The sequence below is a fragment of the Nitratireductor sp. ZSWI3 genome, from assembly GCF_024655565.1.
Taxonomy (GTDB): Bacteria; Pseudomonadota; Alphaproteobacteria; order Rhizobiales; family Rhizobiaceae; genus Nitratireductor.
Genome location: NZ_JANKOF010000042.1, coordinates 26,129 through 37,064, shown reverse-complemented (window position 1 = coordinate 37,064; position 10,936 = coordinate 26,129). Strand labels below are relative to the sequence as shown.

Genomic DNA, 10,936 nt, shown 5'->3' with positions numbered 1-10,936 from the left:
CCAGGCCGGCAGGCTCGGCCTGGTCGGCGTCCCGGTGTTCGTCTTCCAGGAAGGGCACGATCCGCTGGCCGAGCGGGCTTTTCGGGAAATCGCCCGCTTGTCGAAGGGGGCCTGGTTCCGCCTCGATTCGCACTCGGCGGCCGAGCTCGGCAAGCTCCTGGCAGCGGTCGCCGTCTATGCGACCGGCGGGCTGAAGGCACTGACGACGCGCGACCGACCGGAGGACCGGCTGATGCTGGAACATCTGCGCGGCAAGGGGCAATGATCTATCCGTTCTTCTTCTTCGCGCTCGTCCTTGTCCTTCTTCTTGGCGTCCTGGCATTCCTGCGCGCCGATCCGAAGCACATCGCCGGTTCGCTGCGGCTGGCCGGCCCGTTGGTCCTGGGGCTTCTGGGGGGGGCGCTGTTGCTGTTCGGAAGGGCGGGCCTCGGCGGCATGCTCCTGTCGGCGGCCGTCGCCTGGTATGGGTCGGGCAGGATCAGGCAGGCCTACGCGCCGACGCCGGGGCAGAAATCGCATGTGCGCTCGGCCGCGCTGGAAATGGAGCTCGACCACGACAGCGGACGCCTTTCGGGCGCGGTGCTTGCCGGGCGCCATGAAGGAAAACAGCTCGGCGAGATGGAACTCGCCGAGCTGCTCGATCTGCATGCGGAACTGGTTGCCGACGACGAAAGCCGCCGCCTACTTGAGACCTATCTTGACGGCGAGTTTCCCGTCTGGCGCGAGGGCACGCAGGCGAATGAGGACCGGCGGCAGGGAGCAGCGCCGGGCTCTGGCCCCATGTCCGAGGAGGAGGCCTATGAGGTCCTTGGTCTTGAACGGGGCGCGTCCGTTGCGGAGATCCGCAAGGCTCACCGCCGCCTGATGCAACGCCTGCACCCCGACATGGGAGGATCGTCTTTTCTGGCCGCGCGGATCAACGAGGCGCGCGACGTTCTGCTCTCCAGCCATCATTGATTCTCCCGCACGCGATACGTTCCCGGAAATGCCGGCATGGCGCTCACTGCTGGACGGCATAGCAGGAAACGCTCTTCTTCTTCAGGGTGGCGCAGGCGCCCCAGGCTTCCGACTTGCTGTTGAAGCCGACGAAGCGAGCGCGATGATAGGTGACGCCGCCCTTTTCGAAGGTCTCGGTGACCGGCACGGCACTGGCAAGCACGGTCGGAGCCTTCTTCTCCGTTTCGGCGAGGAACATCAGGGCCTCGTCCTCGCTCGGCATCGAGGCCACCTGGATCACCCAGCCGCCGAGATCGGACGCCTGTGCGGCGGCTGCCTTGTCGGCGGTGGAGGCCGTCGGCATGGGATCGACGCTTGCCACCACTTCCTCGATGGTGGTCTGCGGGCGCGGGGCAGGCGCCGAGACGGATGCGAGCGTCGCAGCCGCCTGGACCGGCTCCTCCGGCGCGTAGGCGGTGAGGGCTTCGACCTCCGGCCGGTCGGTCGGCACCGGCACGCGGCTGCCGGGGATCATCGCCGCAAAGGCCGTGCGTGCGCCGCCCGGAGCCTTGGCGATCAGCATCCGGTCGCGGCCAGTCGAGCCGTCCTTGAGATAACGCTTGATGAGATCGGCCATATGCGCGTCGCGGCTGCGCGCGGTGTTGCCACCCATGACCACGGCGACGATGCTGCGCCCATTGGCCTGGACCGAACTGACGAGGTTGAAGCCGGACGCGCGCGTGTAGCCGGTCTTGATGCCGTCGACGCCTTCGATGCGGCCGAGCAGATTGTTGTGATTGCCGTAGCGCCGCTTGTTGAAGGTGAAGGAGCGGGTGGAAAAATACTTGTAGTAGCGCGGGTGATGCTCGCGCAGCGCAACGCCGAGGCGCGCCATGTCGCGCGCCGTGGATTTCTGCTGGCTGTTGGGCAGGCCGTGCGCGTTCTTGAAGGTGGTGCGCGACATGCCGAGCTGGCGCGCCTTGGCCGTCATCATCGCGGCGAACTTGGCCTCCGAGCCGCCGAGATATTCGGCGATCGCCGTCGCCGCGTCGTTTGCCGAGCGCGTCACGAGACCATAGATGACCTGTTCGACGGTGATGGTCTGGCCGGGCTTGAGGGCGAGGTTGGTGGGCGGTTCGGCGGCAGCGTTGCGCGAGACCGGAATGCGGGTGTCCGTCGAGATGCGGCCGGACGAAAGCGCCTCGAAGACCAGATACAGCGTCATCATCTTGGTCAGTGAGGCGGGGTAGCGCGGCGCGTCGGCGTTCGATTCATAAAGCACCTCGCCGGTCTTGGCGTCCATCACCAGACCTGCATATTTCGCGTTGGCGGCAGCCTGCGCGGCGCCGCCGACCATGAGGAGACCCGATAGAAAAAGTGTTGCGAGGATCTTGATCGCGACTCGTTCGAGACCCGCTCTACCCACCGACGTTTGACGCACAACCGCACCCATTTGGATCGAATTCCAGGCTGCCCGGCTTCCGCACCGGACACCCCCTTTGCTTCACCGTATGGGAGACGGCGTTACCAATCCGTTTATGGTGATCGCAGGATTTACGGAATTCCTTAACATTGTGTCGAATTTGAAGGATGCCCTGGCGCAAGGCACGTGGAGTAGATCTGCCCCGACAGATCGTCACCATCTGTCAGGATCGCATCATCGGGAGATGGCAGGAATTTGAACGTAAAAGCCGTGGAGCCGTATTGTCAGGAACAGAGAAGGTCTTAAAATTGTCAAACAGGTACCTACATGTCCGACGCAAGGGCTTGGCAAAGGGAATGGAATTCTTGAACATCGGCGGTAATGCCATGCAGCGCTACGATTTGCGGATGCAGGATGGCGAGGGTGACGATGACAAAAGCACCGGCCGGGGCACGGCGGTCATCACGCGCACCAAGCCCAAGACCAAGAAGCCGAGCCTGTACCGCGTGCTGCTTTTGAACGACGATTACACGCCGATGGAGTTCGTGATTCACGTGCTGGAACGGTTCTTCAGGAAGGACCGCGAGGCGGCCACGCGGATCATGTTGCATGTGCACAATCATGGTGTTGGCGAGTGTGGCGTCTTTACGTTTGAAGTGGCCGAGACCAAGGTGACGCAAGTGATGGATTTTGCGCGCCAGCACCAGCATCCGCTACAATGCGTGATGGAAAAGAAGTGAGGTATTGAATGCCGGCTTTTTCGCAAGGCTTAGAGCGGGCACTGCATCAGGCGCTCACATTCGCCAATGAGCGTCACCACGAGTATGCAACGCTCGAACATCTCCTGCTGGCACTGATCGACGACACGGACGCCGCCGCCGTGATGCGTGCCTGCAATGTCGACCTCGACGCACTGCGCGACACGGTCGTCAAATACATCGATGGCGAACTCGACAACCTCGTCACGGGCTATGACGAGGATTCCAAGCCGACCGCTGGGTTCCAGCGCGTGATCCAGCGCGCCGTCATCCACGTCCAGTCCTCCGGGCGCGAGGAGGTTTCCGGCGCCAACGTGCTTGTCGCCATCTTCGCCGAGCGCGAGAGCCACGCGGCCTATTTCCTGCAGGAACAGCAGATGACCCGTTACGACGCGGTCAACTACATCAGCCACGGCATCGCCAAGCGGCCCGGCAGCTCCGAGACGCGGCCGCCGCGCGGGGCCGAGGACGACGAGGCGGGCGGCGCCGGCGCCGAAGCCGAGGACAGCGGCAAGAAGAAACAGGCGCAGGACGCGCTGACGGCCTATTGCGTCAATCTGAACACCAAGGCGCGCGCCGGCCGGATCGATCCGCTCATCGGCCGCGACGCCGAGATCAGCCGCACGATCCAGGTGCTGTGCCGCCGCTCCAAGAACAACCCGCTCTATGTGGGCGATCCGGGGGTCGGCAAGACGGCCATCGCCGAGGGGCTGGCCAAGCGCATCGTCGAGGGCGACGTGCCGGACGTTCTTGCCGATGCGACGATCTTCGCGCTCGACATGGGCACGCTGCTGGCGGGCACCCGCTATCGCGGTGACTTCGAGGAACGCCTCAAGCAGGTGGTCAAGGAACTCGAGGATTACCCGGGCGCCATCCTGTTCATCGACGAGATCCACACGGTGATCGGCGCCGGCGCCACCTCCGGCGGGGCGATGGACGCTTCCAATCTCCTCAAGCCGGCGCTGTCGTCCGGCTCGATCCGCTGCATCGGCTCGACCACCTACAAGGAGTTCCGCCAGTTCTTCGAAAAGGACCGGGCCCTGGTGCGCCGGTTCCAGAAGATCGATGTCAACGAGCCGACCGTCGACGACGCGATCGAAATCATGAAGGGGCTGAAGCCCTACTTCGAGGATTTCCACAAGGTCCGCTACACGAACGAGGCGGTGAAGGCGGCGGTCGAGCTTTCGGCCCGCTACATCAGCGACCGCAAGCTGCCCGACAAGGCGATCGACGTGATCGACGAGACGGGCGCCTCGCAGAAGCTGCTGCCCGAGGCGAAGCGCCGCAAGACGATCAGCGTCAAGGAGATCGAGGCCACCATCGCCACCATGGCGCGCATTCCGCCGAAGACCGTGTCTGCCGACGACGAGAAGGTGCTGGCCAGCCTCGACGAGGAGCTGCGGCGCGTCGTCTACGGGCAGGACGCGGCGATCACCGCGCTGTCCTCGGCCATCAAGCTGGCGCGCGCGGGCCTGCGCGAACCCGAGAAGCCGATCGGCTCCTACCTGTTCTCCGGCCCGACCGGCGTCGGCAAGACGGAAGTCGCCAAGCAGCTTGCCGCCTCGCTCGGCGTCGAGCTCCTGCGCTTCGACATGTCGGAATATATGGAGCGGCACACCGTGTCGCGCCTGATCGGCGCGCCTCCCGGCTATGTCGGCTTCGACCAGGGCGGGCTCCTGACCGACGGCGTCGATCAGCATCCGCATTGCGTGCTGTTGCTCGACGAGATCGAGAAGGCCCATCCGGATCTGTTCAACATCCTGTTGCAGGTGATGGACCACGGCAAGCTGACCGACCACAACGGCAAGAGCATCGACTTCCGCAACGTGATCCTGATCATGACCACCAATGCGGGCGCCGCCGATCTCGTCCGGCCGGCCATCGGCTTCGGATCGTCGAAGCGCGAGGGCGACGACATGGAGGCGATCAACCGGCTGTTCACGCCGGAATTCCGCAACCGTCTCGACGCGATCATCCCGTTCGGCTCACTGCCGGTGCCGGTGATCCATCAGGTGGTGCAGAAGTTCGTCATGCAGCTCGAGGCGCAGCTCGCCGAGCGTCGCGTCACCTTCGACCTCTCCGACGAGGCGGTCTCATGGCTCGCCGAGAAGGGCTATGACGAGCGCATGGGAGCCCGGCCGCTCGGCCGTGTCATCCAGGAGCACATCAAGAAGCCGCTCGCCGACGAGGTTCTGTTCGGCAAGCTCAAGAAGGGCGGCACCGTGCGGGTCACGGTCGACAAGAACGAGGCCGGCGAGAGCATCCTGAAGCTCGATGCCGTGCCCGACGACACGCCGATCAGGCCGCGCGAGGAGGTGCCTGCGAAGGCGCCGAAGGCCAAGGCAAAGCCGGCGGCCAAGAAGGCTGCCAAGCCGAAGGCCGCCGCCAGGCCGAAACCGAAGCCGAAGGAGCCGCCCAAGCGCAGCCTGGTGCCGCAGCTGCCTCGCAAGGGCTGATCCTGCGGCCCATTCTTTGGCCCAACCCGAAGGCGCGGAGTGCCCCAAGCACCCGCGCCTTCGTCGTATCGCCTGATCCTGTCGACTGTGCTAGTTCCGGGGCTCCATGAATAGACACGGATCACCTGAGGCAACGGACAGAGAAGGCCGCGCGGTCTGGTTTCTGCGCGGCGTCTGGCGCAGCTTCTCCATTCCAGGCCTCGTTCTCGTCAGCGCCTTCATCGGATTCGCCGGGCTCGCCCGCGAAGCCGGACTCACCCTGGCGCAAACGGTCTTCATGACCGGAATCGTGTGGGCGCTTCCGGCCAAGGTGGTGCTCGTCGGCGCGGTCCTTTCCGGCAACAGCCTGCCGGCGGCCACCTTCGCCGTGGCGCTCTCCTCGGTGCGGCTTGCGCCCATGGTCGTGGCGCTGACGCCGGAACTGCGCACGGAGAAGACGCGTCCCTGGGTCCTCTACTTCCTGTCGCATTTCGTCGCCGTCACCTCCTGGGTGCTTGCCATGGAGAGCCTGCGCCGGGTGCCGCGCGACATGCGCACCGTCTATTACGCCGGGCTGGGCTCGACTCTCGTGCTGGTCAACATGGCGGTGGTGGCGGTGGTGTTCCTGGTGGCTTCGCGCCTGCCGCCGCAGATGTCGGCGGCGCTCTTCTTCCTGACGCCGGTCTATTTCCTGACTTCTCTGTGGGGATCGGCGCGCGAGCGGGCAGGGCATGTGGCGATGGTTCTGGGCCTGGCGGCCGGACCGGTGTTCCACGTCCTCCTGCCGGGCTTCGACCTTCTGGCCGCCGGGGTGATCGGCGGCGGGCTCGCCTATGCCTGGCACCGGGCGCAGCGGCGCCGGGAGTTCGTCGGATGACCTTTCTTGCCATCGATGCCTGGTGGTGGCCCTTCGTCTTCATCCTGGTCGCCGGCTGGCTGGCAACCGACGGGTGGCGCTTCCTCGGGGTTTATCTCGGCGGCAAGATGTCGGAGGAGTCCGACATTCTCGTCTTCGTGCGCTGCATCGCCACAGCGCTCGTCGCCGCGGTGATCGCCAATCTCCTCGTCTTTCCCGGCGGGGCGCTGGCCGATTCGCCGCTCGCCTTGCGGATCGCCGCTGCCGCCGTTTCCTTCGGCACCTATCTGGCGGCGCGGAAGAACATCCTGCTCGGCATCCTGGCCGGCGAGGCGGTGCTGCTAACCGGCCTCTATCTTCTGTAGGATCGTGCGGTGAGGTGGCCCCACCTGGCTGCAAAATGCTATAGCGCGGCGCGGATCCTGGCGGCCTGCTCGGCCAGCACCGCCTGGTCGGCCATCTCGCCCGTGTGCGGGCGCAGCGCCACCCCCTCGAAACGCGGGATGATGTGCACATGCAGGTGGAACACCACCTGGCCCCCGGCCGGTTCGTTGAACTGCTGGATCGTCAGCCCGTCCGCGTCGAAGGCGGCCCTGGCCGCGCGCGCGATCTTCTGCACGGTGCGCATGACGGCGGCGAGGCTGTCCGGCTCGACGTCGAAGATGTTGCGCGACGGCTTCTTGGGAACGACCAGGCAATGCCCGTCGCCACGCGGCATGATGTCCATGAAGGCGAAGGTCTCGTCGTCCTCGTAGAGCTTGTGCGAGGGCAGTTCACCGCGCAGGATCCTGGCGAAGACGTTGTCGTTGTCATAGGCGGTGGTGCTCATCGATACCTCTTGTCTCGGTAATTGCGGATGCTCAATCCTTGCGGAATGGTGTATGCGCCTCCAGAAGGCGGTTGATCTCGGCCACATCCTCGCGTTCGCCCTCCAGATACTGCGCCACCGCGCGTCTGAGGCCCGGATGCGGGATGTGGTGGGCCGAGCGCGTGATGACCGGCTCGTAGCCGCGCGCCAGCTTGTGCTCGCCCTGGGCGCCGGCCTCCACCGTCTTCAGGCCGCGGGTGATGGCGAATTCGATCGCCTGGTGGTAGCACACCTCGAAATGCAGGAACGGGTGGTGCTCGATGCAGCCCCAGTTGCGGCCGTAAAGCGTGTCCGAGCCGATGAAGTTGATGGCGCCGGCGATGTAGCGGCCGGCGCGGCGCGCCATCACCAGCAGAACGTCGTCCGCCATGCGCTCGCCGATCATCGAGAAGAACCGCCGGTTGAGATAAGGGCGCCCCCATTTGCGGCCGCCGGTATCCATGTAGAAGGTGAAGAAATCGTCCCACACGGCCTCGGTGATGTCGCGTCCCGTCAGCCAGTCGATCTTGATGCCGTTGTCGAGGGCAGCGCGGCGTTCCTTCTTCAGCGCCTTGCGCTTGCGCGAGGCGAGGGTGGCCAGGAAATCGTCATAGGAGCCGTAGCCGCGGTTGAAGAAATGGAACTGCTGGTCGGTGCGCATCAGAAAGCCTGCCCCGCGCAGGGCCTCGATGTCGTCGTCCGTCGCAAAGGTGACGTGGGCCGAGGAGACGCCGAGCCTCTCGGTAAGGGTTTTTAGCCCTTCGGCGAGCGCCATGCGCACCGCTTCGCCATCGGCATTCCGATGCGCCAGAAGGCGCGGTCCGCGCGCCGGCGTGAAGGGAACGGCGACCTGCAGCTTCGGATAGTAGCGTCCGCCGGCTCGCTCGAAAGCGTCCGCCCAGCCGTGGTCGAACACATATTCTCCCTGGCTGTGCGATTTCAGATAGCACGGCACGGCGCCGAGCAGCGTGCCGTCCGCGGCTCTCAATCTCAGATGCTGGCCGAGCCAGCCGCTTTCCCGCACGGCGCAACCGCTTTCCTCGACGGACGACAGGAAAGCGTGCGAAACGAAAGGGTTGTACGGAGTTTCAGGATCGTCGCGTGAAGCACCCGCAAGCATCGCCCAATCCGCCGCAGGCACATCGGCGAAATGCGGCGAAACCGTCAGGGTGACATCGCCGGTCATGGGATCCTGGGATGGGGCGGAAGTCATGCCTGAAACCTAAGTTACGGCGCGAGTGCTTCAAGATGCCATATGGTCCCGATGGACGGGCCCACGGTCAGGCTTGTTCTCAAGGACGAAACCCTTCGAACGTCATCTGGTCGGCATGGCGGGTCGTCCTGTCGACCATCTCCCGGTCGCGCACCGTCCAGGTGATCACCGGCATCGACAGGCGTTCGCGCACGAAGGTGACGAAGGGGTTCGGCAGTTCGTTCACATGATAGGAAACGAACGAGATGTCGTTGGCAAGCATGGAGAAATGAGCTTCGATGGCCTCCGGCGAGGATCCTTCCGCGGTCAGGCCGCGCGGCAGGTCGGGAATCTGCCTGGCCATGTCGCGCAGGAGCCGATGCTCGAACGACATCAGCGCCGCATGTCCCTCATAGGCAGCGAGAACCTCCGCGACGCGGGCGACGAGTTCCCCGTCATGACCCTCGGTGCCCTTGAGCTCGATCACCAGCGGTACCCGGCCGGCCACCAGCGCGGTAAGATCGCGCAGCGAGGGAACGGTGTCCGCCGTGCCGCCGACACGCAGAGCGGCGAGTTCGGCAGCGCTCCTGTTGCGCAGCAAGCCGTCGACGCCGGTCAACCGGCGCAGTTCGTCGTCGTGAAAGACGACCGGCACCCCGTCGGCCGACAGGTGCACGTCGCACTCGATCGCATAGCCGCCCTCGACCGCCGCGGCAAAGGCCGACAGCGTGTTCTCCCAGCGGGTCTCGTTCATGTCGTGCAGGCCGCGATGGGCGATCGGCCGCCGCGTGAGCCAGGACAGCCCGTTCATGCTCACTCGACCTCGATCACCGCGTCGATCTCCACGGGCGCGTTCATCGGCAGGGAAGCCATGCCGACGGCGGCACGCGCGTGGCGGCCGCGCTCGCCGAGGGCGGCGACGAGAAAATCCGAAGCGCCGTTGGCCACCAGATGCTGGTCGGTGAAGTCGGGCGTCGAGGCGACATAGACGGTGATCTTCACGATGCGTTTGATGCGATCGAGACTACCGAGAGCGGCACGTGCCTGGGCGAGAACGTTGACCGTGCACCACTTGGCGGCAAGCTTGCCGGCCTCCGTGCCGAGTTCGCGGCCGAGCAGGCCCATGGCCATCAGCTTGCCGTCCTTGATCGGCAATTGGCCCGAGGTCATCAGGAGAGATCCCGTCTGGATGAAGGGAACGTAGTTGGCGAGCGGAGCGGCCGCGTCCGGCAGTTCCACGCCGAGCTCCAACAGTTTTTTCTCGATCGCACTGGACATTTGCTTCTCCTGACTTTCGGAACGCGCACAACGGCTTTTCTTGAAACGGGTTCGCCCGCAGGGACTATTGAATCCGATCGTGCCGATGTCGAGCGTGTCGAAGCAAGAGGTTGCATATTTGCCTCGCTTCCGCCACGACTCTTCGTCAATTGATGTGTCTTCGCGGCGCCCGCGTGTCCTGCGCCGCCCCATGCAGTCTTTCTGGAGGTGGTTCATGCGCGCCTTGCGCTTGTTTGTGTTGACCCTGTCAGCCCTCGGCGGCCCGGGCGTTTCCCTGGCTGCGGCGGAGACGGGTCTGCTGGCGCATCGGGCGATCTATGATCTCGCCTTGGGCGAGGCGAGCGACCGGTCGGGAATCAACGGCATCTCCGGTCGCATGGTCTATGAATTCACCGGCTCGGACTGCGAGGGCTATGCGACCACGTTCCGCTTCGTGATGCGCATCGAGACCGACGAGACGTCACGGCTGTCCGATCAGCAGACGACGACCTTCGAGGACGGCAAGGGCGAGACCTTCCAGTTCGTCAACAAGACCTATCTCGACAATGCGCTGGATCGCGAGGTGAAGGGCGTTGCGCGCCTTGGCGAGGACGGCACCACCGTCACGCTGACGAAGCCTCAAAGGACCACGACGGAACTGGAGGCGACGCAGTTTCCCGTCTCGCATATGAAGGAGGCGATCGCCAAGGCGAAGGCGGGCGGCGGCTTCTACCAGACCACGCTCTTCGACAGTTCCGAGGATGCCGACCGCATCATGTTGACGACGGTGACCATCGGCAAGGCGAAGGAAGCCGGCAAGGCGGACCCGGAGAGCCAGGCCGCCGAGGCGCTGCAGGGGGATGCATACTGGCCGGTGACGATCGCCTATTTCGACCCGACGAAGGAGAAGGGCGAGGAGACGCCGGACTACGACATCAGCTTCCTGCTTCACGAAAGCGGCGTGACCCGCGATCTGCGGATGAATTACGGCGAGTTCTCGATTCGTGGCAAGCTGGTCGACCTCACCCTGTTCGACCAGAAGGACGAGGCCTCCTGCGCGCAATAGGAGCGCCAGAACGGACGGTTCTGTCCGCCAAGCCTTGCATTCGCGCCAATAAGCCTCTATATGCGCGCGCATTCCACACACGGACCAATAGGTCTCGGCCGGGAGACATCCGGTCGGCGCCTCCGGTGGCGGGTTTCCGCCTGACGGTCCGTGGAGGTTCAACCGG

General features: G+C 64.9%; 11 protein-coding genes and 1 pseudogene. 7 read left to right on the top strand and 5 right to left on the bottom strand.

The window, feature by feature from the left end:
- Positions 1-265 (top strand): annotated as a pseudogene (locus tag NUU27_RS14155) (VWA domain-containing protein); the annotation flags it as partial.
- Entirely contained in the window at positions 262-957 is a 696-nt protein-coding gene (locus tag NUU27_RS14150) for a DnaJ domain-containing protein (protein WP_257762762.1), read from the top strand. The pseudogene NUU27_RS14155 and the gene NUU27_RS14150, both read left to right, overlap by 4 nt.
- Before the next feature lie 43 nt (positions 958-1,000).
- On the opposite strand, the gene NUU27_RS14145 is transcribed toward NUU27_RS14150, so the two are convergent.
- Positions 1,001-2,389 (bottom strand): serine hydrolase, encoded by a 1,389-nt coding sequence (locus tag NUU27_RS14145; protein ID WP_374566891.1) that lies wholly within the window; start codon positions 2,387-2,389, stop codon positions 1,001-1,003.
- A 377-nt stretch (positions 2,390-2,766) separates the two neighbouring features.
- On the opposite strand from NUU27_RS14145, the gene clpS reads away from it, so the two are divergent.
- From clpS to NUU27_RS14125, 4 genes are all read left to right on the top strand, one after another.
- Complete coding sequence (clpS, locus tag NUU27_RS14140) at positions 2,767-3,099, top strand: ATP-dependent Clp protease adapter ClpS (RefSeq protein ID WP_257762764.1); 333 nt, start codon at positions 2,767-2,769, stop codon at positions 3,097-3,099.
- 8 nt (positions 3,100-3,107) lie between these two features.
- Entirely contained in the window at positions 3,108-5,573 is a 2,466-nt protein-coding gene (gene clpA, locus NUU27_RS14135; RefSeq protein WP_257762760.1) for an ATP-dependent Clp protease ATP-binding subunit ClpA, read from the top strand.
- 106 nt (positions 5,574-5,679) lie between these two features.
- The gene (locus tag NUU27_RS14130) at positions 5,680-6,429 is read left to right on the top strand and encodes an AzlC family ABC transporter permease (RefSeq protein ID WP_257762759.1); all 750 of its coding nucleotides are present in this window, start codon (positions 5,680-5,682) and stop codon (positions 6,427-6,429) included.
- Positions 6,426-6,773, top strand: coding sequence for an AzlD domain-containing protein (locus tag NUU27_RS14125; protein ID WP_257762758.1), 348 nt, complete (start codon positions 6,426-6,428; stop codon positions 6,771-6,773). The genes NUU27_RS14130 and NUU27_RS14125 overlap by 4 nt, the downstream gene beginning before the upstream one ends.
- Before the next feature lie 38 nt (positions 6,774-6,811).
- On the opposite strand, the gene NUU27_RS14120 is transcribed toward NUU27_RS14125, so the two are convergent.
- The 4 genes from NUU27_RS14120 to NUU27_RS14105 form a co-directional block, all read right to left on the bottom strand.
- Positions 6,812-7,237, bottom strand: a complete 426-nt coding sequence (locus NUU27_RS14120; protein ID WP_257762757.1) for an HIT family protein — start codon at positions 7,235-7,237, stop codon at positions 6,812-6,814.
- A 31-nt stretch (positions 7,238-7,268) separates the two neighbouring features.
- A complete protein-coding gene (locus tag NUU27_RS14115; RefSeq protein WP_257762756.1) occupies positions 7,269-8,441 on the bottom strand; it encodes a GNAT family N-acetyltransferase in 1,173 nt (390 codons plus the stop codon).
- 106 nt (positions 8,442-8,547) lie between these two features.
- The gene (locus NUU27_RS14110) at positions 8,548-9,258 is read right to left on the bottom strand and encodes a glycerophosphodiester phosphodiesterase (protein WP_257762755.1); all 711 of its coding nucleotides are present in this window, start codon (positions 9,256-9,258) and stop codon (positions 8,548-8,550) included.
- Between the two features lie 2 nt (positions 9,259-9,260).
- On the bottom strand, positions 9,261-9,725 hold the full coding sequence (locus NUU27_RS14105) for a RidA family protein (RefSeq protein WP_257762754.1): 465 nt from the start codon (positions 9,723-9,725) through the stop codon (positions 9,261-9,263).
- A 214-nt stretch (positions 9,726-9,939) separates the two neighbouring features.
- On the opposite strand from NUU27_RS14105, the gene NUU27_RS14100 reads away from it, so the two are divergent.
- A complete protein-coding gene (locus tag NUU27_RS14100; protein WP_257762753.1) occupies positions 9,940-10,770 on the top strand; it encodes a cell envelope integrity EipB family protein in 831 nt (276 codons plus the stop codon).
- The last annotated feature ends 166 nt before the right edge of the window (positions 10,771-10,936 follow it).

Excerpts from the sequence above, each read along its gene's own strand:
- NUU27_RS14120 (WP_257762757.1), bottom strand. The coding sequence starts at position 7,237 with ATGAGCACCACCGCCTATGACAACGACAACGTCTTCGCCAGGATCCTG.
- NUU27_RS14145 (WP_374566891.1), bottom strand. The coding sequence starts at position 2,389 with ATGGGTGCGGTTGTGCGTCAAACGTCGGTGGGTAGAGCGGGTCTCGAA.
- NUU27_RS14115 (WP_257762756.1), bottom strand. The coding sequence starts at position 8,441 with ATGACCGGCGATGTCACCCTGACGGTTTCGCCGCATTTCGCCGATGTG.
- NUU27_RS14130 (WP_257762759.1), top strand. The coding sequence starts at position 5,680 with ATGAATAGACACGGATCACCTGAGGCAACGGACAGAGAAGGCCGCGCG.
- clpS (WP_257762764.1), top strand. The coding sequence starts at position 2,767 with ATGCAGGATGGCGAGGGTGACGATGACAAAAGCACCGGCCGGGGCACG.
- NUU27_RS14100 (WP_257762753.1), top strand. The coding sequence starts at position 9,940 with ATGCGCGCCTTGCGCTTGTTTGTGTTGACCCTGTCAGCCCTCGGCGGC.
- clpA (WP_257762760.1), top strand. The coding sequence starts at position 3,108 with ATGCCGGCTTTTTCGCAAGGCTTAGAGCGGGCACTGCATCAGGCGCTC.
- NUU27_RS14150 (WP_257762762.1), top strand. The coding sequence starts at position 262 with ATGATCTATCCGTTCTTCTTCTTCGCGCTCGTCCTTGTCCTTCTTCTT.
- NUU27_RS14110 (WP_257762755.1), bottom strand. The coding sequence starts at position 9,258 with ATGAACGGGCTGTCCTGGCTCACGCGGCGGCCGATCGCCCATCGCGGC.
- NUU27_RS14125 (WP_257762758.1), top strand. The coding sequence starts at position 6,426 with ATGACCTTTCTTGCCATCGATGCCTGGTGGTGGCCCTTCGTCTTCATC.
- NUU27_RS14105 (WP_257762754.1), bottom strand. The coding sequence starts at position 9,725 with ATGTCCAGTGCGATCGAGAAAAAACTGTTGGAGCTCGGCGTGGAACTG.